The organism is Roseibium sp. MB-4 (assembly GCF_053005265.1).
On record NZ_JBRKQB010000001.1, the window covers coordinates 274697 to 295624 of the forward strand.

19 protein-coding genes are annotated in these 20928 nt (G+C 55.7%); 7 read left to right on the plus strand and 12 right to left on the minus strand.

Features of this window, described 5'->3' with window-relative positions; translation table 11 throughout:
* Window positions 1-12 precede the first annotated feature (12 nt).
* Window positions 13-969, minus strand: a complete 957-nt coding sequence (locus tag ACVDG4_RS01415; RefSeq protein WP_447233749.1) for an aspartate carbamoyltransferase catalytic subunit — start codon at window positions 967-969, stop codon at window positions 13-15.
* A 255-nt stretch (window positions 970-1224) separates the two neighbouring features.
* On the opposite strand from ACVDG4_RS01415, the gene ACVDG4_RS01420 reads away from it, so the two are divergent.
* Window positions 1225-2904 (plus strand): acyl-CoA dehydrogenase family protein, encoded by a 1680-nt coding sequence (locus ACVDG4_RS01420; protein ID WP_447233750.1) that lies wholly within the window; start codon window positions 1225-1227, stop codon window positions 2902-2904.
* Here the strand turns inward: ACVDG4_RS01420 and ACVDG4_RS01425 are convergent.
* The 4 genes from ACVDG4_RS01425 to ACVDG4_RS01440 form a co-directional block, all read right to left on the minus strand.
* On the minus strand, window positions 2901-3827 hold the full coding sequence (locus ACVDG4_RS01425; protein WP_447233751.1) for an AEC family transporter: 927 nt from the start codon (window positions 3825-3827) through the stop codon (window positions 2901-2903). The genes ACVDG4_RS01420 and ACVDG4_RS01425 overlap by 4 nt on opposite strands.
* A gap of 72 nt (window positions 3828-3899) precedes the next feature.
* On the minus strand, window positions 3900-4385 hold the full coding sequence (gene ruvX, locus ACVDG4_RS01430) for a Holliday junction resolvase RuvX (protein ID WP_306148438.1): 486 nt from the start codon (window positions 4383-4385) through the stop codon (window positions 3900-3902).
* A 140-nt stretch (window positions 4386-4525) separates the two neighbouring features.
* Window positions 4526-5989, minus strand: coding sequence for a hypothetical protein (locus tag ACVDG4_RS01435; protein ID WP_447233752.1), 1464 nt, complete (start codon window positions 5987-5989; stop codon window positions 4526-4528).
* A gap of 153 nt (window positions 5990-6142) precedes the next feature.
* On the minus strand, window positions 6143-8551 hold the full coding sequence (locus ACVDG4_RS01440; RefSeq protein ID WP_447233753.1) for a bifunctional diguanylate cyclase/phosphodiesterase: 2409 nt from the start codon (window positions 8549-8551) through the stop codon (window positions 6143-6145).
* A gap of 236 nt (window positions 8552-8787) precedes the next feature.
* On the opposite strand from ACVDG4_RS01440, the gene ACVDG4_RS01445 reads away from it, so the two are divergent.
* Both ACVDG4_RS01445 and ACVDG4_RS01450 read left to right on the plus strand, forming a co-directional pair.
* Entirely contained in the window at window positions 8788-9492 is a 705-nt protein-coding gene (locus tag ACVDG4_RS01445) for a metal-dependent hydrolase (RefSeq protein ID WP_306148441.1), read from the plus strand.
* Window positions 9493-9600: 108 nt separating this feature from the next.
* On the plus strand, window positions 9601-10152 hold the full coding sequence (locus ACVDG4_RS01450; protein ID WP_409688479.1) for a cupin domain-containing protein: 552 nt from the start codon (window positions 9601-9603) through the stop codon (window positions 10150-10152).
* A gap of 48 nt (window positions 10153-10200) precedes the next feature.
* On the opposite strand, the gene ACVDG4_RS01455 is transcribed toward ACVDG4_RS01450, so the two are convergent.
* From ACVDG4_RS01455 to ACVDG4_RS01475, 5 genes are all read right to left on the minus strand, one after another.
* Window positions 10201-10776, minus strand: coding sequence for a hypothetical protein (locus ACVDG4_RS01455; protein WP_447233754.1), 576 nt, complete (start codon window positions 10774-10776; stop codon window positions 10201-10203).
* Window positions 10777-10852: 76 nt separating this feature from the next.
* Window positions 10853-11200: an SMR family transporter gene (locus ACVDG4_RS01460; protein WP_447233755.1), complete on the minus strand. Its 348-nt coding sequence runs from the start codon at window positions 11198-11200 to the stop codon at window positions 10853-10855.
* Window positions 11200-12396 carry a lytic murein transglycosylase gene (locus ACVDG4_RS01465; RefSeq protein ID WP_447233756.1) on the minus strand — a complete coding sequence of 399 codons (1197 nt, stop codon included), beginning with the start codon at window positions 12394-12396 and terminating at the stop codon, window positions 11200-11202. Before ACVDG4_RS01465 ends, ACVDG4_RS01460 begins: the two co-directional genes overlap by 1 nt.
* 143 nt (window positions 12397-12539) lie before the next feature.
* Complete coding sequence (locus ACVDG4_RS01470; RefSeq protein ID WP_447233757.1) at window positions 12540-13013, minus strand: hypothetical protein; 474 nt, start codon at window positions 13011-13013, stop codon at window positions 12540-12542.
* Between the two features lie 89 nt (window positions 13014-13102).
* Window positions 13103-14101 carry an SH3 domain-containing protein gene (locus tag ACVDG4_RS01475; protein WP_447233758.1) on the minus strand — a complete coding sequence of 333 codons (999 nt, stop codon included), beginning with the start codon at window positions 14099-14101 and terminating at the stop codon, window positions 13103-13105.
* 282 nt (window positions 14102-14383) lie between these two features.
* Here ACVDG4_RS01475 and ACVDG4_RS01480 point away from each other — a divergent pair, with 282 nt between their 5' ends.
* The 4 genes from ACVDG4_RS01480 to ACVDG4_RS01495 all read left to right on the plus strand — a co-directional run bounded on the left by ACVDG4_RS01480 (window position 14384) and on the right by ACVDG4_RS01495 (window position 17988).
* Window positions 14384-15571 carry an ABC transporter substrate-binding protein gene (locus ACVDG4_RS01480; protein WP_209175018.1) on the plus strand — a complete coding sequence of 396 codons (1188 nt, stop codon included), beginning with the start codon at window positions 14384-14386 and terminating at the stop codon, window positions 15569-15571.
* 114 nt (window positions 15572-15685) lie between these two features.
* On the plus strand, window positions 15686-16300 hold the full coding sequence (locus tag ACVDG4_RS01485) for a TetR/AcrR family transcriptional regulator (RefSeq protein ID WP_447233759.1): 615 nt from the start codon (window positions 15686-15688) through the stop codon (window positions 16298-16300).
* 104 nt (window positions 16301-16404) lie between these two features.
* The gene (locus ACVDG4_RS01490) at window positions 16405-17511 is read left to right on the plus strand and encodes an alkene reductase (protein ID WP_447233760.1); all 1107 of its coding nucleotides are present in this window, start codon (window positions 16405-16407) and stop codon (window positions 17509-17511) included.
* 204 nt (window positions 17512-17715) lie between these two features.
* Window positions 17716-17988: a PepSY domain-containing protein gene (locus ACVDG4_RS01495; protein WP_447233761.1), complete on the plus strand. Its 273-nt coding sequence runs from the start codon at window positions 17716-17718 to the stop codon at window positions 17986-17988.
* Between the two features lie 31 nt (window positions 17989-18019).
* Here the strand turns inward: ACVDG4_RS01495 and ACVDG4_RS01500 are convergent, their stop codons facing one another.
* Window positions 18020-19270: a GGDEF domain-containing protein gene (locus tag ACVDG4_RS01500; RefSeq protein ID WP_447233762.1), complete on the minus strand. Its 1251-nt coding sequence runs from the start codon at window positions 19268-19270 to the stop codon at window positions 18020-18022.
* 167 nt (window positions 19271-19437) lie between these two features.
* Complete coding sequence (locus ACVDG4_RS01505; RefSeq protein ID WP_447233763.1) at window positions 19438-20670, minus strand: GGDEF domain-containing protein; 1233 nt, start codon at window positions 20668-20670, stop codon at window positions 19438-19440.
* Window positions 20671-20928 lie beyond the last annotated feature (258 nt).

The following is a 20928-nucleotide window of genomic DNA, read 5'->3' on the forward strand; positions in this document are numbered from 1 at the left end:
GTCCTCTGGGGTTCAAGCTGTTGGTAGGTTGTCGGCGAGCGCTTCAAGCACGGCCATACGTACCGCAACGCCCATTTCGACCTGTTCGCGGATGAGGCTTTGCGGTCCGTCAGCGATTGCAGGGTCGATCTCGACACCGCGGTTCATGGGGCCGGGATGCATGACGAGCGCATCGTCCTTCGCATGAGACAGCTTCTCCGCATCAAGACCATAATAGCGGTAGTACTCCCGGACGGACGGGATGAAGGCCCCGTTCATGCGCTCGCGCTGCAGGCGCAGCATCATGACGATGTCCGCGCCTTTCAGCCCTTCGCGCATGTCCTGATAGACCTCCGCGCCCATTTGGGAGATGCCCGAGGGCAGGAGCGTGGACGGGGCGATCACCCGAACCCGGGCACCGAGCGCGTTCAACAGGATGATGTTGGAACGGGCAACGCGCGAATGGGCAATGTCGCCGCAAATCGCCACCGTCAACCGGGCGATCTTGCCCTTGTGGCGGCGGATGGTCAGCGCGTCGAGAAGTGCTTGTGTCGGGTGCTCATGCGGGCCGTCGCCGGCATTGACCACCGCGCAGCCAACCTTCCGGGCCAGCAGGTGAACCGCGCCGGCTGCATGATGGCGGACTACCAGCAAGTCCGGGTGCATTGCGTTGAGGGTCGCGGCCGTGTCGATCAGGGTCTCGCCCTTTTTGACCGACGACTGGGAGACCGCCATGTTCATGACGTCTGCGCCAAGACGTTTTCCGGCCAGCTCGAACGAGCTTTGTGTGCGCGTTGAGGCTTCGAAGAAGAGATTGATCTGTGTCCGGCCCTGCAGCACATGCTTGCGCTTGTGCACTTGCCGGGAAATCTCCACGGCCTCTTCGGCACGGTCCAGAAGGCCCAGTATTTCGTGGGGGTGAAGACCCTCAATGCCCAGCAAATGTCGATGGGGGAAAGGGTTGTCTCGATAGGATTCTTGCTCGCTCATCGAGATCATCTTCTTAAGGTGGAACGGGGCTGCACACAAGGCCGGAATCAGGTCTCTACCCGCTGTCCACATGCAGACTAAGACTTTGATCAAATGGTCAAATTCGAAAGCGGTGCATTTTTCAATCTGACCAAGCGTCATTCGGCGCGCGTGCGCACTGCACAACGGTCGGTGGTTGCATTGATTTCCACTATATTGTTACGCTTACGTAAACTGACAAGGGCAGTAAAGTGCTCATCGGGAGGAGGAAACGTTATGGCAAACCATCTGAGCGAAGCTGTCCAGACCTCAAGTGACGCCGGGGTGGAAGCCTTTGCTACGCATGACGTTTTCAATCAGGCCCCACCATATGGCGGGTCCAATCTGGCGGCGGGCGATCCGCTTCTTTTGGCTGCAGTCTCCGCGCATGTTTCAGCCGGGGAGTTAAAGGACGTCCTTGCTCACGGCACTGAGGTGGGAGCTGACGCGTTTCTGGAGCTCGGGCGGCAGGCGAATATCCATCTTCCCGCCCTTAAAACCCATAACCGACATGGCCGCCGGTCGGATCAGGTCGAATTCCATCCGGCCTATCATGATCTGATGGCGCACAGCTTTTCGGCTGGGATGCATAGCGCTTTGCTGGATGGCGGTGTGTCGACCCAAGTCGCACGCGCAGCCAAGTTCTTTCTGACGTCACAGGCTGAAACGGGCCACACATGCCCGATTACCATGACAAACGCGGCAGCAGCCGTGATGGCGCAATATCCGGATGTTTGCGCGGATTTCCTGCCGAAGATGCAAACGCGGACTTATGATCCCCGTTTCGTCCCGATGCACGAAAAGACCGGCATCACCATCGGCATGGGCATGACGGAAAAGCAGGGCGGCACCGATCTCCGGGCCATATCGTCGACGGCCGAGGTGGGCAATCAAGGAAGCTACGCGATTACCGGGCACAAGTGGTTCTTCTCTGCGCCTATGTCCGATGCGTTTCTGGTGCTGGCCAAAACAACGACCGGGCCAAGTTGTTTCCTGATCCCGCGCATCTTGCCGGATGGCCGGGTCAATGGTCTGCGCTTTCAACGCCTGAAAGACAAGCTTGGCAACAAGTCAAATGCCTCGTCCGAAGTGGAGTTCCACAGGGCGGAGGGGTATCTTCTTGGAGACGAGGGGCGGGGAATCGCAACCATCATCGATATGGTGACACCAACCCGGATCGACTGTGCGCTGGGGTCTGCCGGGCAAATGCGGGCAGCGCTCAGCCGTGCCGTCCACCATTGCCGTCACCGTAAAACCTTCGGAGCCTATTTGATCGATCAGCCGTTGATGACCGCAGTCCTCGCCGACATGGCACTGGATTGCGCCGCTGCCACAGCTCTGGCCTTGCGCCTTGCGAAAGCGGCAGCGAAGGCAGACGCAGATCCGGTTGAGGCTGCTTATGCCCGGTTGCTGACCCCCGCGATCAAGTACTGGATCTGCAAGACCGGTCCCGCGCTCACATACGAGGCGATGGAGTGTCTGGGCGGCAATGGCTATGTCGAGGATTTTGATATGGCCCGTATTTACCGGGATGCGCCGGTCAATCCGATCTGGGAGGGATCGGGCAATGTCATGGCGCTGGATGTCCTGCGAGCGCTTGGCCGCCATCCCGAAGTGCCAGACCTTGTGCTGGGTGAACTCTCGAAAAGCGGGGGTGCGTCACTGACTGCGGCATGCAGTGGCTTGCCCAACCTTGCCGCAGAGGCTTTGGCAGACCCGGCCCATGCCCGCGTGTTGACAGAACGCCTTGCCCTCACAGCAGCTGCAGCGGCTTTGAAAGAGTTGCAGATGGATGATGTTGCGGATGCCTTTGCGAAAACGCGTCTTTCTGGCGGCTGGCGGTCGACCTACGGCATTCTGCCGGCTGATGTTGATGCTGCGGGCATTGTTGAAAGCCTTTTTCCGCCGGCAGCTTAAGTGAAAAGCAGCAGCGCGAGCGGGATGGTCACGGTCGCAGCTAGTGTCTGCAGCGTGATGATCTCGGCCATCAGCTTCGCATCCCCGCCAAGCTGGCGGGCGAGCAGGTAAGAGTTGCTGGCGCAGGGCACGGCTGAGGCGATGATGATGACGGTGAGTGCCTGGCCGGTCACGCCATAAAGGTTCGCAAACAGGAAGGCGAGCATCGGCATGAAGACTGGCCGCAGGAAGGTGCCCATGGTGAGTGCAGGGCCTGGACGGCGGAGTGAGCTCAGATCCAGTCCGGCGCCCACACAGATGATGCCGATCGGCAGAGCCGCCTGCGCGAAAATCTCCAGCGTATCATCAACGATTGTCGGCATGGTCAGACCGCTGAGGTTCATCAGGACGCCGGCAAAAATCGACAGGATGAACGGATTGGTGAAAAGGTCTTTGAGGATCTTAGAAAAATTCGGTGTGGTTCCGCTGGCATACCACGACAGGACAACGATGCTGGCGCCGTTCAGGATCGGGATCATGAACACCATCGCCACTGCTAACATGGCGAGTGCCGTTTGACCGCCAATATTGGCGGCTAGCGCAAGAGCGATCATGGCGTTCCAACGCAAAGAGCCTTGAAAGATGGAGGTGAAGCGGACAGCCGGGATGCCCCAGATCTTCTCAATCAGTGTTCGGGCGGCAAGCAGCGCAACAGCGAGCGTGACGATCGCAGACAGGAGTGCAGCGCCCATGTCGAAGGTTGGGACGCTTGAAAAGTCGGCGAGAGCGATCGTGCGAAACAGAACGGCTGGGAACAAAACGAAATAGGCAAGACGTTCGACGCCCACCCATTGTTCGCCGCTGATCAGATTGGCGCGCGCGAGCAGGTAGCCGGAGGCAATCACGAGGATGACCGGGGCGAGGGCGAAGAATATCATTTGCATGGGAAAAGGGTTTTCATCAGATCGCGCCGGTCACCAGCGGATCTGGCGTCCAGCGCTGAGGAGGGAAAAAGATCAGGTGTCGAGGCCCATAAAACCGAGCCGGTCGAGGAAGCCTTGAAGGATGTAGGCGGCCGCCATCTTGTCGACGACTTCAGCGCGCTTTGCCCGGCTTGAGTCTGCTTCGAGCAGTGTTCGGGTGACTGCAGCTGTCGAGAGGCGTTCGTCCCAAAAAGTCATGGGCAGATCGGTCTTGGGCGCGAGGTTTCGCGTGAAGGCCCGTGTGGCTTGCGCGCGCGGGCCTTCCGTGCCGTCCATGTTGAGTGGAAGACCGAGCACGAGACCCCCGACACCCTGTTCGCTGCAGATCTTCAAGAGCTGCTCCGCATCCAGTGTGAATTTTTTGCGCCGGATTGTCTCCATCGGGCTCGCAATACCGCGGCCGAGATCGGAGAGCGCAAGACCTATGGTCTTTGTGCCAAGATCGAGGCCGATCAGTCGTGTGCGGTCTGGAACCGCGGCAATGAAGTCTTCCAGCGAAAGGGTGGGGTCGTTAGCCATGGCTGGCCTTTATCAGCAAGGGAGCCGCCAATCCAGTCTGTTGTTGATGATGGGAGAAGTTTACTGACTTGGTCAATGGCATCGACGTCTCAAACCGTCGATCATGAGCGCGGACAAGACCTTCACCTCAGCAAAGGTTCTCAGGCAAATTCAACAAAGTACGCAACGCCTTCATAGTAGTAGTGACCCAGCGTTTGTGTGATGGCATCCCGTTCGGCTTCAGAGACGGTGTAGAAATGAGTTCCGTTGGAAGTGTTGTAGAACCTGTAGAGCGCCTGTCCGCCGTTGCTGTCATCCAGTGATGCGAAGTAACTGATCCCTTCCAGCGAATAGCTCGGCAATTGGTCCAGCACCGTATCGCGCTCCGCCTCGGACGCGGTGTAAAAATGAACTCCGGTATCTGAGTTATAAAAGCGATAGACGGCCGTTCCATCACTTGCAGCAACGTTGCTGTCGTAACTGTTGCCCTCGTAGACGAAGCTCGGCAGCGTCTCGATCACGGCATTGCGCTCCTCAATGCTCGATGTGAAAAAATGAGCGCCCGTTTCGGAGTTGTAGAAACGGTAGATCTGAAAAGCGCTGTTGTCCGTGTCAGACGGCTCGATCAAAGCGGTTGATATGTCGAGTGTGGCGCCGGAAAACTGGATCGTTTCAAAGTTTGCCGCGATGTCCCGGCCATCCCGGTTGGCAACGGTATCGGCCACCATGATCCGTCCGTCGCTGCGAGTGAATATGGCATATTGTTCCCGGGTTCCCGAAAACACGACGGTATCGGTACCGTTACCACCATCAAGGACATCATCTCCAAGGCCGCCGGTGAGGTGATCATTGCCATTCCCGCCGAACAAGCTGTCATTTCCAGCCGTTCCTTGAAGGATGTCATCTCCGTTCGTTGTTCCAAAGGTGCTTTGCCATAGATCGGCACCAATCAGTACAAGATCCCAATCCTCTGGTTCGACGACGGTTGTCGCTGCGAGCTGATTAAACCTTGCTTTGACGACTGCCAGATAGCTCGGCTCAGTTTCCAGAAAATGCGCTGTTGTTTCGCGTATCGACCCGAACCGGTTTGCGACTGAAGTGATCATCGCAAGTGCCGATGCGTAATCCGGATGGCTGCTGTTGAACGCAGTGCTTGTGCCCCAGCGGTCTTCCATTGTGTCGAGAAAGGTTGTCAGCGTTGGGAGCAGCGAACTCTCGATATAAAGCTGGCTGTATTGATCGATGATGTCCCGAGCGTACTGCTCGTCAAAAATGGTGTCGTTCAAGAAAGCCCGGTCTGCAGCATATGTGGACGCAAGGTCTGGATTTAAGTCCGGCCGGCTGGCACCGACATATTGGCTCAAGTGCGTGAATTGAGAGCTTGTCAGGTTGCCGGTGTCGCGTGCTGTCTGCAGGATCGATGTCAAAGCAGACTGCGCGAAACTGTTGGATCCGGCATCAAGCTGGACAATCCCAAACGAAAAGCCGCTGTTGTTGCCACCCTGACTTTGACCCAGAAGCGAATTCGGGACAGCAAAGGAAACCCGGTAAACCGTTGCGGAGTTACCCGCGTGTTCGGTGCCCAGCAGGATCTGGAAAATTTCTTCTGAAGAAAGCTTTGCCATGTCAAATAGATTAAGAATTCAGTCTCTTATGCAGCGAGGCCGCATTGATTGGCCAAGTTGCGATCGATAGGTCCAATCACACACTGGCACGGCGCAGTTGAAATTCAGTTTCCTGCTTAAAGAGAGTTTTCGGAAAAAGGATCAGACAACCGGTCAAGCCTGAGCGACTTCATCATCTGTTTCGCGCAAATAGGGATGACCGTTTGGTCCGGGCTGAGCATCCAGCCAATTTAACAGTTCGCCGACTTGAAGGCTCGGCGTGAAGAAATAGCCTTGCAGGCAGTCCGCGCCCAATCTGCTCGCGAATTCCGCCTGTTGTTCGGTCTCAATGCCCTCTGCCACTGTTTTGCAATCGAGCTCTTTCGCCATCTTAAGCGTGTAGGCCATGATCGTGCCAATGCGCGGATCATCACTTGCACCAGCAATGATGGACTGATCGATCTTCAAGAAATCCACCGGCAGGTTCGCGAGCCGGGCAATGTTCGAATAGCCGCGGCCGAAATCGTCGATAGAGACCCTGTAGCCAAGATCGTGCAGCTGGTTGAACGCATCGACGGCTTTTTCTTCCGAACTGAAAAGCGTGTCTTCTGTGACTTCGATCTCAAGCAGGCCGCGATCAAAGTTCAGTTCGTTCCGGATCGCTTCAACGTTGCTTATGAAACCCTTTGAGACAAAATGATCGGTGCCGATGTTCACGGACATCCAAAGATCATGCCCTTCCGACTGGATCCTGTTGAGGTCTTTCATGGCGGTTTTCATGACCCACTCGCCAAGACGCGGCATGGCATTGGAGCCCATGAGGCTGGGGACCCAGAATTTCGGCATAAAGAGCCCGAACTCCGGGTGTTCCCACCGGGCGAGGGCCTCGACGCTGATCACCTTGCGCCGCCGCGTACAGACCTTTGGCTGGTACTCCAGATAGAGCTTTTCTTCCTCGATCGCTGCGGTCAGGTCACGCCGGATCTCGGAGACAGACTTCGTCCCGATATGCGGTGCATAGACCTGGGTTTTGTTCTTGCCCGACCTTTTTGCGTGGTACATGGCAATGTCGGCCCGCTTGATCAGCTCAATCAACTCAACGCCATCGTTCGGGAATTTCGCGCAGCCGATGCTTGCACCTGGGGTAATATTGAGCTCGGTAATCGGCTCTGCCAACGCATTGCGGACTTGGGCCAGAAACGTTTCGATCTCCTCGTCATCGATCAACCCCTGGATCATGACGATGAACTCGTCGCCGCCAATGCGCGCGACAATCGGCGTGGCGAAGGGTTTGCCCTCGGGGGCGCTTACCTTTGTATTCTCAGCCACCTTGGAGAGGGTCTCGGCGCACGCCTTCAGGTGTTGATCGCCCGCAAGATGGCCATAAAGGTCGTTGATCTCTTTGAAGTCGTCCAGATCGATCAGTAGAATGATCCCACCACGCTTTGGACTGATTGCTTCCTCCAGGATGGATGTTGCCTGAAGATGCAGATGATCCCGGTTCGGCAGTCCGGTTACATGATCACTGAAGGCCAGTTTTTCGATTTGTGCACTCGCCATCGATATCCGGGACACCATCGTGTTGTAGCTGTCGCAGACTTCCTCGGTCTCGCGGAAGCGCATGAGGCTTTTCGGCATTTTCAGTGAAGACAGTTTCTGGTTCAACGCACCAAGATGCATTGCATGGGCAAGTTCTTCGATGGGACGAGACAGGGACCTCGCCAGGAATAGTCCGATAAACACGAGAAATATGAGCGCCATCCCGAGCACCGGAAGGAGTGAATACAGAACCTGGCTTGCCTTGGCGTGGATTTCTGAGACCGGTTGGGGAACCATGATCCCCCAGCCCGGACCGGGCACCGTTGCAAAACCCGCAATCATTTGCTTCTCAACTGCCGGCGAATAGAATTCGCCAACTCCGCTGTTGCCGTCCATCATTTGCGCGACGACCGGCACTGCGGAGATGTTTTTCCTGGACGCAATCCATTCGTCTCTTGGATGGGCGATCAAAGTTCCCGAGCTGTCAACGATGGCCGCGTGCCCTTTCTCACCGAAGACAATGCTCTTTCCGAGCTCAACAATATAGTCTGGCTTGATCACCCCAATCAGCGTTTGATTGGGCTGTTCAATGACCAGATAGATCCGGTTGCGCCCTTCCTTGTCAGGCAAGACATTTGAGAACACCGGCTGATCCGGATTTGAATTACCGAGAAGGGTTTCTAAGGTAGCGTCTTCAATATGGCCTTCTCCCGAGCCCCCCGTTTTGAAGAAATATTCGGTGTGCCCGGTCCGCTTGTCGGTAATTCCAACACACGCAATGAACAGTTGTTCAAAGAGACGGCTGTAGGCGCCGGATGTTTCACTCGACTTCGCTGAAGTTCCGATCGCTTCCACGGCTGCGACCAGGTTTTGCTGGTAATGATCCAGCGTCGCGGCTGCTTTCCTCGCAAGAAGCAGGTGCCGGTCCTGAACATCCGCAAGCTCACGAGCAACGGTTTCCCGATAGGACCAAACGCTGAAGATGATCGTCGGTAAAAGAGCAGCAAGCAAAAAACAGAAAATCACATAACTTCTGATCTTCATCTGATGTCCTTTGGACTGCACACAGCGCCCTGATCAGCACCCGGCTTCTTGCATTGTCTTATTTGGTTATCGTCTTCCGCGATCTTCCCGTTCAAAATTCCAGGTCGTAATATGTCCGTCTTGCAACACCGTAGCAAAAGCGGCTTTATGTTAACATACGGAAACTCAACACTGTAATTTTGCAGGGCACTGTCTGCAAACGTCAATAATGATATCGAGCAGGATGTTACAGGGACATGAAACTCACTTGGTATGGACACTCCGCATTCAAACTTGAAACCGGCGCTGCCACCATCTTGTTTGATCCATTTTTGACCGGAAACCCGATGTTTCCTGACGCCATAACCCCGAAGGAAGCAGCGGAAGGTGCAACACACATCATCCTGACACATGGCCATGACGACCACATTGGGGATTCAATCGATATACTGAAGGAAACTGGTGCGCAGCTGACGGCCAATTTCGAAATCTGCATGTGGGCAACACGCCAGGGGATCGAAAACATCAATCCGATGAACTCTGGCGGCATGGTTGATGCAGGGCCGTTCCGGGTTGGCATGGTCCGCGCGGATCATTCCTCCTCCAAGCAGACCGACGGCGAAGCCATTTATCTCGGCAACCCACATGGCATCATCGTTGAAGTGCCCGGCCAGAAAGTCCTCTATCACATGGGCGATACCGACATTTTTTCCGACATGGCATTGATCAATGAAATCTACCAGCCGAAGATCGGTCTTGTTCCCGTTGGAGACCGGTTTACGATGGGTGGAAAGACGGCCGCAATGGCCTGTCAGCGCTTCTTTGAATTCGACACAATTGTGCCCTGCCATTATGGCACGTTCCCGATTCTGGATCAGAACACGGACGCATTCCTGACAGCGATGGGAGAACACAGCGGCAAGGTGGCCGCTATGGCACCCGGAGACTTCATAGAGATTTGATAGGTCTTTCGTTTTCTAGGTTCTTCCAGATGTTTCGGAGCTCCGCCTATGGGCTGATTTCCGAAACGCTATCGGACAAAGACAGAAGTTTATTTGATCGGAGGAAACATGCGGCTGGCGTTATGGATAGCAAGCCTTGGACTGGCAGTGACCGTTGGAATGCCCGTCAGTTTCGCGGCTGACAAGTCAGTTACACCGGACGGCAAACCGGCCCCGTCACAACCAGCTGCAAAACCCGGGTCTCTAGCAGCCATTGAAAAAGAAGAGGCTGCCAAGACGCCTTACAATGCTGTGCGTGAGGTGTTTTCCGGCAACCAGACCGTAGCGGGTGAGGAAATCAAGTTTCCTCAAAACAATCCGTCGATCCATTCGTTGGTTGTCACCATGGCCCCTGGCGAGGAAACAGACTGGCACCAGCATCATGCGCCTCTTTATGCCTATATCCTCGAAGGCGAAATCACCGTGACTTACGAGGGAATCGGCAAGAAAATCTACCGCGAAGGTGAGGGGCTGCTTGAAGCAATGAATGTCACGCATCGCGGCGTAAACACAGGCGATGGTCCTGCGAAAATTCTCGCTGTGTTCCTGCTGGGCGACGATGGCAAGGCAACGGTGCTCGAGGAAGCGCCGGGCGGGAGTGATGCGCCAAAGATCCAGTGAGTGATCGAAAACTTAACTGCCGGCTGATGCGAGCCTTGAAGCAAACAATCAGATCAAATGACGACCAGCCGCTGTGATACCCCACAGCGGCTGTGTTTTTCCAAGCTGACGGCTTTGGGATGTCCGGCTCAATTCCCGGACAAGGTTTTCATCCCGCAACTCGGGCAAGATCTTGCGAACCTGGCTCAAACTCAGGCCACTCGATTTCGCAATTCCGGTCGCTGTTCGGAAATTGTATTTGTCACTCACCAATGCACTCAGGATTTTCCGCCACTTCTCATCGATGAGGTCTGGCGCGCTGGTTTCCAATAGCGTCGAATGCTCTGGTGTGACAGCTGGAGGTTCCTCGGTTTCCGCGGTCGTTTCGATGATGGCGGAGACGGTATCGCTGGTCTGGTGCAGCTCCCGCTGGAGTTCCTGCAGTTCGGCCTCCAGACCGTCCTTGCCGACTTTGAAAGACTTCACGAAGGATCCCGCCCAAGGCAAAACGGCGATACCGCAAAACACGAGTGCTTCGGTGGTGATCTTGTCTGGATAAACGATGCTCACAGCGACCATAGCCAACGCGGCGACCGTCACCAGCCCGCGGACGATCAGATCCTTATTTGCACCATCCTGGTCCATGGCGGTTTCCCCCTCCGGCATAGAACAAGACTAGAGTGGGTTGGGCGCCGGCTCATGTCAATCTCTGGTTGGTGGCTCAGTGCCCGACAGACTTTGAGAAAACGTTGATTACGATCACGCCGGCTATGATCAGGCCGAGGCCGAGAACCGCAGGCAGGTCCAATTTCTGGCCGAAGACCAGCCAGGCGACCATGGTGATCAGCACAATCCCGGCGCCGGACCAGACCGCATAGACAATACCGGTGGGCAGGACGCGGATCGGATGGGACAGACACCAGAACGAAATTCCGTAGCCGACAATCGTGATGATGCTTGGCCAGAACCGGGTAAAATTCTCGGTTCTGGCCAAGGCCGATGTTGCGATGACCTCGGCGGTGATGGCCGCAGCGAGGAACAGATAGGTGGCAGCGGTTGGAGCGGGCATCAGAGTCTGTTCAACAGGGCGGGGGTCGGCCAGGCATCGGCAGGCATGCCGAGCTGTTGCTGGACCTGCTGGACTGCACCGCGCGTTCCGGCGCCCAAAATCCCGTCGATCTTGCCGACGTCGTATCCCAATGCGCTCAGCTTGGTCTGCAGCTGCTTCATTTGAGCATCGTTCAGGCCTTGGTCCGGATTACCGGCATCGTAGCGCGGGGCACCGGCAAGCCGTGTCGCGAAGTAGGCGGCGGACGTCGTGTAGATGAACGACTGGTTCCACTCCAAGTAAATGTTGTAGTTCGGATACGCCAGAAAGGCCGGCCCCTTGCGGCCTTGTGGTAGCAGAAGAGATGCAGGCAAGTTCCCCGAAATCTGGCCCCAGCGCGGCTGAACCCCCAGCGCGGCCCAGTCGTTGCCAGACTTCGTTTTGCCAAGGCCCGTTTCGGCCCAGTTCAGGTTTTCAGGAACGGTGACTTCCTGCAACCAAGGTTCGCCGTCACGCCATCCCAGATAATTGATGAAGGCACCGGCTGTCAGGATCGCGTCAGGGGCGCTGGCTTTGAGCCGGACATGGCCGTCTCCATCAGCGTCCTTGCCGAACTTGATGATGTCTTCGGGCAGCATTTGAACCATGCCGATTTCGCCCGCCCAGGCTCCCGTGGTGTTCCGTGGGTCCAGATCTCCGTGCTGAACCATCTCGATCGCAGCAATCAACTGAGGCCTGAAGAGTTCAGGCCGGCGGCAATCGTGTGCGAGCGTGGCGAGCGCGTTGACCGTATTGAAGTCACCTTGAACTGCGCCAAAGTCGGTTTCAAGTGCCCAAAAAGCGGTGATGACAGGCGCTGGAACACCATATTCGCGCTCAACACGGTCAAACACACTGGCGTATTTTTGCATGTTGGCAGCACCGTTTTTCATCCGGTAGCTTGAGATCACGCGCTTGGAAAAATCCAGGAACGTCATCTTGAAGACGCCCTGCGCCCGGTCGCGCGACAGGACCTTTCGGTCAATCTGCGCACCAGAGAGTGTCTGATCTGCGGCGCTTTCGGACAGGCCTTTGGCAACGGCTTCCTGTTTCACGCCGGCAAGAAATGTTTGAAAGTCACCGCCACATTGTTGGGCTGCAGCCGGGGCGGTCAGAAACGCCAGGCCCGTCAGCGCGGCAGTTGCAAATGTCTTCAATGGAAAAGGGTGGCGGGTCATGAACCAGTCCTGTCGTCAACGATCAATTGAGGATGCTTCTTTGCACAAAATTGCGATCAGTTGAGTGTGCTTTGCTGGCAAGGTCAACCGTTTCCAGAAAGAGGCCCTGTTTCATCCACGAAAGACGCAGCGGTCAGCACTGGTTAGCGGCAGTTCCGGCCGCCCGAGCCGACCATCAAACCACCGTCGGGAGACCTTTCTGATGGACCGTCGACGCTAGCGCTTGATCGGCAGTTGGGCATAACACCTGCACCATAAGGAGCTGCGCTAGCACCAGAATTCTGCTGTGTGCAGATTTGGTAAGCCATATCGTAAAGCGCTTGCCAGCCTTGAGGAACAGAGCCGAGATTGTTCAACACACCAAGGGCGGCGCCTGTGCGTGCGCCGCGGGCAGCGCCCCCGGTCAACGGGTTCCATTGCCCACCGACAACAGCACCGGTCATGCCACCCGAAACAGCATCACCGACCATGTCACCGCTTCCAACGTGTGCGTTGGCATAATCCGTTGCGTACACCACACAGTCTGTGCCATCTGCCTTGGAAGGAGAGACAGTAAACAGCAGAAGCGGCGCCACAAGTGCGCTGTGGGAAAGAGTGCGACTGAAAGTGGTTCGCATGCCGAGGCCTCCCGCTTTTGAATCCGGGAATTGAGTTTAAGGGCAACGCCTTAACAAGCTTCTACTCGCAGCGTTGCCCATTGGACACGTTACCTGTCGACAAATTTTTGGCCGACAAAGCCCGTCTTGCCGTCGTGAACGACTTCACACCACCATTTTCCACAGTCGTTGAAGCTGACTTCTGAACCTTCAGGCACAATCCCGATGATTTTGCCGTTCTTTGTTCCCGTTGCGCGCAGATTGACAGAAGCCTTGATCGTTCCGGTCGTTTTTTCGTTCGAAACAGACGGCGCGAGCGGCGTTCCAGCTGCTTGCCGCAGTTCGGACGTTGAAAGGGCCTGTGGAGCTGTTTCTGTAGTCCGTCTTGCTGACACTGTCCGCGCAGCTGTTGTTTCAGAACTTGCTACGCTTCGCGCAATCGCGGCCCGATCCAAAGACGCCATCGCCCGGTTCGCCAACTCATTCGTTGGTGTGTCGGCGTTTGTCTCTGTTTCCGCAAAGGCCTGATGGATTCGGTCCTGCGCCTTTGTGAAGGTCGTTGGGGTTTCCGGTGACGCAACGGTAGACGGAGTATTCGAAACCGAATTTGTGAGCCCCCCCTTGGACACTGCTGTTATTGTTTGGGTTTCGACCTGGACGACATCCGGATCACTCCCCACCATAAAATCCTGCAAGCCAAGCGCAATGGCACCAGTACCTGCAAGAGCGAGCAGAACCGTACTCACTGCCAGCGCTTTGAATGACGGTCCATACTGAACGGGCAAGGCGCGGCTCACACGTCGCCGTCTTGGACGCGGTGTCCAGTCATCCATTGGATCTGCGGTCAGAACCTCCGGCATATCCAAGGGAGTCTCATCCGATCCCTTCAGTGCCGGCTTTTTAGGCCGCTGAGGCATCTTTGTTTCAAAATCTGCACTCAATTGCAGAATGCGAGCCGCCAGGGCGCTGGGGTCGTTTTGATTGTCTTCGGTGGCAGCGTTTGCAGTTGTTGTCGTGGTTATTGTGTCTTGCGTTTCTTGTGTTGCATTGTCCGGTGTGCCCTCAGACTGAGGTTCGCAAGAGTTGGTTTGGGCAGTTACTTTTACCATTGAGCCCTCCATGAGTTTGCGGTTTGGCACGCGCGGAGCGATCGCCATGTTGGAGACCTGCCCAATAAGCCCGGCCAATGCGCCGTCATGCGGGCTGGATTGCGGCGGCTCTGCGGAAATTTCCGGCAATTCTCGCGATGGGTTGCAACCCCATAAGGTTCGAGGCGTTTGCAAATACATAACCTGTGGCTGGCACACTGGACGCCGGGTGAGTGGTGCTTGATCGGGCAATCTGTCCATCTTTTCAGGCGCTGAGGTCATGTCAGGAATGGGCAAAACACGATGAAAAATGTGCGCGCGCGGTTCAAACGCCTGGCCGGAGCGGTTCTCTGCAGCGCCTTCATGGCCGCTGTTCCCGGATATGCGCAGGAAACACCCAAATTGACGGTTGGCTTCATGGCGACCTTGTCGGGGCCGGCAGCGATTTACGGGGAGCACATGCGCGATGGCTTCATGCTCGCTGTCAATCAATCGAACGGAGCCCTAGGCGGCCTGGAAACAAACGTACTTATCACCGACGACAAGCTGGACCCTGATTACGCCGTTGAAAAGGTTACAGAGCTCATCGAAGTCAACGGCATTGATGTGCTGGTTGGCGTCAATTTTTCCAGAGTGATGCTGGCGGTACATGATCCTGTTGTGCGCAGTCGAACGCTGTTCATCGGGACCAGTTCCGGGCCGGCGCCAATCGCTGGGCGGACCTGCAGTAGGTATTTCTATTCAACTGCGTCGCAAGATGATCAGGTCCATGAAACAATGGGCCGGTTTGCAAGCTTGAAGGGCTATCAGAGGGTGGTCACGATCGCGCCGGACTATGAGGCCGCCCGGGATGCCCTCGCAGCCTTTCAGCGGCATTTCAAGGGCCAGATTGCGCGCGAACTTTTCCCACGCCTTGGACAAACCGATTTTTCCGGCGAATTTGCTCAGATCGATGAAATCAGCCCGGATGCCATTTACGCCTTCATGCCGTCCGGAATGGGCGTTGAGCTGGTGCGTCAGTTTCACACCTCCGGGCTGAAGGGGGCCATTCCGTTCCTGTCCGCCAAGACCATCAATGGCGTTTCTTTGCCGTACTTGGCCGAGACTGCCGAGGGCTTGATGTCTGCGTCGACCTGGGCGCCCAACCTCGATAATCCGGCTAACAAGCGTTTCATGCGCGAGTTTCAGCGGACCTATGGCTACCAGCCGTCCGTTTATGCCGCCCAAGGCTATGATGCGGCCAAGTTTCTTCATTTCTCGCTGGAGCTCACGGGTGGAATCAAAGATACGGAAACGCTGATTTCTGCCATGAATGCAGCGCCCTTTGAGAGCGTGCGGGGCGATTTCCGTTTCAATGACAACCAGTTCCCGATCCAGGACTTCTATCTTGTGGAAGGGGTGCGCCGAACAAGCACACTCTACGAAATGGAGGCCACCGCCCGGATTTTTGATGATGTCGGCGACGCCTATTCTGGCTCGTGCCGGATGTAGGGCGGGGTCAGGGTAGGGCCCTGTGCCAAGTTCGGATACTCTTTCCGGACTGTGCAGTCCGAAATATTTTTGATGCGTCTTGTAATTCCGGAATGAGCAGTCCATATCCGGTTCATGAGTGACACAGCAGACATTCAAAAACCAAATGGACCAAGCTCCGGCGGGCGTGCGCCGGGGCCGGGGCGGCCGCGGGAGTTCGATGAATCGAAGGCCCTTGAGACCGCGCTCAATGTCTTTTGGCAAAAGGGATTTGAGGCTGCGTCGCTTGATGATCTGACGAAGGCCATGGGCCTGAGCAGGTCAAGTTTTTATGGCACATTCGGCAGCAAGCAGGCGTTGTTCCAACGTGCGTTGCTGCAATATTCCCAAAAGGCCCTGGACAACCTGCAGGACGTTGCCGACACATCGGGCGATGACCCTGTCGGTGCAATGGTCAAAGCGTTGGCGGACCCTGAGGGCGGGTCCCGCGGATGCATGCTGATCAACTGCATTACCGAACTTGCACCGCATGATCAGCAGGTGGCAACCATCGGCCGTCGCCACCTGGAATCGATCGAGGAAATCATTGCAAGAGCGATTGATCCGGACAATCCGGACACAGCGCGTGACCAAGCCAGTGCCTATGCGTCGCTGGCCATTGGGACACTGGCATTAAGGAAAGCCGGGGTTCCGGCTGAACGGATCGCCAAGACACTTGCTCAGGCCAAATCTGTCCTGAGCCCAGACTAACCTATTTGTCTCAAATCCCATCGGAGGAGTCTTGGGACTAAATATGGACTGATCATTCCACAAATGTCAGTTCCAACCGTCGATATCGTTGAAAAGGAAACGTGATGTCCGACACCAAACTGTTTTCCCCGGCCAAGGCGGGAGCCATTGATCTGAAAAACCGGATCGTGATGGCGCCGCTGACCCGCAACCGGGCACGTGCGGAGGATGATGCGCCATATGAGCTTCATGCCAAGTATTACGCGCAGCGCGCAGGAGCCGGTTTGATCATTTCCGAAGCTTCCCAAATTTCACCGCAGGGCAAGGGCTATGCCTGGACCCCGGGCATCTATTCGGATGCCCAAATCGAAGGCTGGAAGAAAGTCACAGACGCGGTTCATGCCAAAGGCGGCAAGATCGTCATCCAGCTTTGGCATGTGGGCCGGATTTCCCATCCCGTTCTGCAGCCGGGCGGGGCAGACCCGGTCGCGCCATCCGCAATTTCTGCAGCCTCGAAGTCGTTCGATGGCACCAGCTTTATCGAAACCACGACACCGCGGGCGCTGGAAGCAGATGAAATCGCCGGTATCGTTGAAGACTACCGGAAAGCAACCTTGAGCGCGAAGGCTGCCGGGTTCGATGGCGTAGAAATCCACGCAGCGAACGGATACTTGATAGACCAGTTCCTGAAAGATGGCGCAAACCAGCGCACCGACGATTACGGAGGCTCCATCGAAAACCGCACGCGCTTCCTCAAGGAAGTTGTCGATGCGGTGACCGGGGCCTGGAGCGCGGACCGTGTGGGGATCCGTTTGAGCCCGTTCTCTAACGCAAACAACATTACAGAAAGTAACCCACAGGCGATCTTCAGCCATGTGATCAAACAGTTGAATGGCTACGGCCTTGCCTATCTGCATCTGGTGGAAGGCCAGACCGGTGGACCGCGGGACGTCCCGGAGGGCGGAGATTTGGCAGCGCTTTATGAGTTGTTTGACGGCGCCAAGATGGGCAACAATGGTTATGACCGTGACATGGCAATTGCGGCTGTGGACAGCGGTGACCTGGACCTTGTTGCGATTGGCCGTCCGTTCATCTCCAACCCGGACCTTGTGGAGCGTCTTGAAAAGAACGCCCCGCTCAACCCGCTGGATCCGGATACACTCTACGGCGGCGGCGAAAAGGGCTACGTGGATTACCCAAGCCTTGCGGAGAGCGCAGTTGCTGCTGAGTAGGCAGTAAGGTCCGGCTGCCCGGCATCCACAAAATCCAGGGCGGCCCGAAAGAAGCCGGTGCAGACAGCTGCACCGGCTTCTTTTGTTCTGCGCGAGATCCGACCCTTGCGGGAGATGACCAAAGCTTAATGCAAACGCCACCCCGGAGCCGCAATTGAGCCCCCATCTCTAGGTTTCGATGAAACAAGAGTTATGGATATCGATATGACAAATATGAAGAGTTGGGTGGCTGGGGCCGCTCTCGGGACCGCAGCAATGTTGGCGGCAGGATCTGCACTCGCAGCTGTTGCCGTGGGCGATACGCTTGGGACCAAAGTGTCCGAGATCGCCGCCCAGCTTGAGGACAAGGGTTACACTATTTGCGAGATTGACGTTTCACGCAGCAAGATCGAAGTCGAAGTTACCTTTGATGGCGCGGACTATGAGATCGATGTCGATCGAACCAGCGGCACGGTGATCAAGATCGAGGACGACTAACGTTCTGCCGTTGTGACGAACGGTTGGAGGTTTACTGCGCCGGATCCAAGACTTCTTGCTTCTGGCGGCGGGCGAAGGGTGTCTCGTCGATTGTCGCCGCAACTGGGGCTCCGGTTGCCGCGTAATGCGTCATGATATTGCTGTGATCGTCTTGCCGCGCTTGGCGCAGGCAAATACCGGCGATTTCAATCGCACGCTGAATACCGGTGTCGGCGGTGCCGGCAAAAATCCCGGCGCTCAACCGTGCGGAAAACTTGTTACCTGATGCCGACTGGCTCTCCGTAACGAGCATTTTCGAAATCCGGCGCGCGTAGGAGTTCGCCTCAACACCATCGGATAAGGGCATGAACACAACGATCTGGCCGGTTGGCAAGTGACCCGCAACCGCAGTTGAGGGCAATGTGGAACCGGAGATTTTCGCGAAGAGTTTTTGCAAGGCGTCGCGCATGGTTGCACCATAACGCTCTTCGATCTGCCTGAGCTCGTCAATGTCCATCAGGACCAGCGCATATGGGGCGGATGTCGGGGCCAATTGTTCGTGATGTTGCGATGTAGCGCGCATGAAACCACGCTGATTGAGCAAACCCGTTTGCGGATCTTTTTCCGCTTCTTCGCGATACTGATGCCGCTGCATCTCGAAGATTGACATCGTGATCCCGACCAACTTCAAGACGATTGCCGTGATCAGAGCAAGGAAACAGAGCTGAAGAGGCAGAGTTTCGTAGGACTCAAGCAGGGTCGGGTAGTGTTTTTGCAAATGCGCGCCGATCAGGCTGATCCTGACGGCGGCATCCATCGAGAACGCAATCGTTAGAAACCAACTGCTGACCCTGTGATGGTTCAACCGGATGCTTTCCCGAACACAGAGCAAAACGCCGAGCAGGCAAAAGCCGTTGATGTAAATGATCCGCAAAAGAATGTCCTCGCGGAAGAACTCAAAAGCATAAAGGCCCAGCCATCCAAGTGCTCCTGCGACCGGCAGCCACAGGTACTGCATCTTTCTGCCGTTCAAGAGTGCAATGGCACTTGGCCTCAGACCGAACCCGATGGTCAGGAGGGCGTTTGCCACAATGATACTGAGCGCATCTGGAATGGCACCGCGTTGACTGATCATTATTGCCGCCGCCGCGGACAAGAAGAGGCAAATTCCCCAAAGCCCCCAACCAAACCGAACGGATTTCGGAGCGGACCGCATTGCGATCGATAAAACAGTCATGACGACCGCGCCGATCAGATAGGCCAGAGTAACAACCGTAAAGAGAGTTTTGACGTCCAGGTTCATGGCGGGAAAGTCTGAATCAATGAATGTTACGAAAACGGAAGGTATCGAATCTATACACTACGGGTCACCACATGTCCTCGCCAATATTAACAAAGGACTGTTGTTTTGGGAGTTTCCGTGGCCTTAAACGTCGTGTCTGTTGTTTCTAAGGGATTACAGGTTTTGCGTTATGAGGTCGCGACCAGGCCGCGCGGCTGGTTCGGCGAATTCACTATCGTCAGCTCGTCAGAAGGAGCAGTCTTGTCGAGAGCGACATGCCGATTGCGGCCGGTTTTTTTGGCTTTGTAGAGCAGCTGATCGGCGTGATCAAAGGTCTCTTCGAAGTCTTGGCTTGTCGTCGCAGTGATGAGACCGGCACTGACTGTAATTCCCGAAACGTCCGACCTTGGACAAATCGCGCAATGCGAAATGACTTCGCGCAGTCTGCCAAGAAGATGGACGGCATCTGCTTTTTCTGTTTGCGGCAAAAGCACAGCGAATTCCTCGCCGCCGATCCGCCCTGGGGGGATTGCGCGAGGAAAGATCGATTTCATGGCAGTCCCAAAGGAGGCAAGCACGCGATCACCGGCAGTATGTCCAAACTGGTCGTTGATCGACTTGAAATGATCAATATCGATCAGGATGAGAGTAAAGGCCTGAGTCTGGTTCGTTGATGAGAACCAGCGTTCAGCCGCCCTTATGAACGCACGCCTGTTTGCAAGACCTGTCAGACTGTCGGTCAAGGCCTGCTTTTCAAACCGGACCTGGATGCGTTCAATGGCCATCGCGACAAAGGAGGCCGACACAATGACAATCGCCACCATCAACAGCACCAAATAGGCCAGTGGCTGTATGGGATTTGCAAAGACCTTAAGGGATTCGTGCTGGTAGATGAGCTGGCTTCCAATCGTCATCAGGTAGGCGGATGCTTCGAGAAAACTGCCGATCGTGAACAACCTTACCGATGACAGGTGTTCCGCGTTTAACCTGAAAACACGCCATACGGAGTACATTGCGGCTCCTAGAAGCATCGATTGGATGAAAATCAGCCTGATTGAAAACGAGCCAAAAAAGTCTGGAACCAAGCAAATGACCAACCAGCCACTGAGGGCCGCAAGTAGCATCCAGCCGCGTACCGGACGACCATAAAAAACCGCAATGGCTTCCGGGCGCAAAGCAAAGCCGAGCAATACCAAAGCGTTAGCAAACGTGATGCTCCAGAATGCTGAGACCTCGGACCGGAAGGCAACGAGAACAGTTCCACACGCGACCAAGAACATGGCAGGTGCATAGATGGCAAATGCCAAGCGTGTTGCCCGGTTGGCTTTCTTCAAACTCACAAGAAACGCCAGCAAAATCAGCGCACTTGCAAATTCCGCTGCTGCCAATGCGATCAGTAGTGTCGGCGTATCCAGTGTCATGCTGCTTTCCGGCTATTGGATCGCGTTCTAAATTTTAAATGGAAGTAATATAATAACGCAACTAAACCGCTTATGTCATTTTTTACATGGAAAGGGTTGGCAAATACCTAACGGTACACAGCTGTTTTCCGCCGAATTGCTGGTTTCTATTCCGCTGAAACGAAGGGCAGATCCATTGATTGAATGAACTACGGTCTCTTTGATGTTCTCGGTTGCTCTGCCTTAACGAGAGCGAGAAGGGCGGCGCGCCGGGTGCCC

Coding starts and splice junctions, on each gene's coding strand:
- ACVDG4_RS01415 (WP_447233749.1), bottom strand. CDS start 969: ATGAGCGAGCAAGAATCCTATCGAGACAACCCTTTCCCCCATCGACAT.
- ACVDG4_RS01450 (WP_409688479.1), top strand. CDS start 9,601: ATGCGGCTGGCGTTATGGATAGCAAGCCTTGGACTGGCAGTGACCGTT.
- ACVDG4_RS01420 (WP_447233750.1), top strand. CDS start 1,225: ATGGCAAACCATCTGAGCGAAGCTGTCCAGACCTCAAGTGACGCCGGG.
- ACVDG4_RS01475 (WP_447233758.1), bottom strand. CDS start 14,101: ATGGTAAAAGTAACTGCCCAAACCAACTCTTGCGAACCTCAGTCTGAG.
- ACVDG4_RS01425 (WP_447233751.1), bottom strand. CDS start 3,827: ATGCAAATGATATTCTTCGCCCTCGCCCCGGTCATCCTCGTGATTGCC.
- ACVDG4_RS01490 (WP_447233760.1), top strand. CDS start 16,405: ATGTCCGACACCAAACTGTTTTCCCCGGCCAAGGCGGGAGCCATTGAT.
- ACVDG4_RS01480 (WP_209175018.1), top strand. CDS start 14,384: ATGAAAAATGTGCGCGCGCGGTTCAAACGCCTGGCCGGAGCGGTTCTC.
- ACVDG4_RS01440 (WP_447233753.1), bottom strand. CDS start 8,551: ATGAAGATCAGAAGTTATGTGATTTTCTGTTTTTTGCTTGCTGCTCTT.
- ACVDG4_RS01485 (WP_447233759.1), top strand. CDS start 15,686: ATGAGTGACACAGCAGACATTCAAAAACCAAATGGACCAAGCTCCGGC.
- ACVDG4_RS01460 (WP_447233755.1), bottom strand. CDS start 11,200: ATGCCCGCTCCAACCGCTGCCACCTATCTGTTCCTCGCTGCGGCCATC.
- ACVDG4_RS01500 (WP_447233762.1), bottom strand. CDS start 19,270: ATGAACCTGGACGTCAAAACTCTCTTTACGGTTGTTACTCTGGCCTAT.
- ACVDG4_RS01455 (WP_447233754.1), bottom strand. CDS start 10,776: ATGGACCAGGATGGTGCAAATAAGGATCTGATCGTCCGCGGGCTGGTG.
- ACVDG4_RS01465 (WP_447233756.1), bottom strand. CDS start 12,396: ATGACCCGCCACCCTTTTCCATTGAAGACATTTGCAACTGCCGCGCTG.
- ACVDG4_RS01445 (WP_306148441.1), top strand. CDS start 8,788: ATGAAACTCACTTGGTATGGACACTCCGCATTCAAACTTGAAACCGGC.
- ruvX (WP_306148438.1), bottom strand. CDS start 4,385: ATGGCTAACGACCCCACCCTTTCGCTGGAAGACTTCATTGCCGCGGTT.
- ACVDG4_RS01495 (WP_447233761.1), top strand. CDS start 17,716: ATGACAAATATGAAGAGTTGGGTGGCTGGGGCCGCTCTCGGGACCGCA.
- ACVDG4_RS01470 (WP_447233757.1), bottom strand. CDS start 13,013: ATGCGAACCACTTTCAGTCGCACTCTTTCCCACAGCGCACTTGTGGCG.
- ACVDG4_RS01505 (WP_447233763.1), bottom strand. CDS start 20,670: ATGACACTGGATACGCCGACACTACTGATCGCATTGGCAGCAGCGGAA.
- ACVDG4_RS01435 (WP_447233752.1), bottom strand. CDS start 5,989: ATGGCAAAGCTTTCTTCAGAAGAAATTTTCCAGATCCTGCTGGGCACC.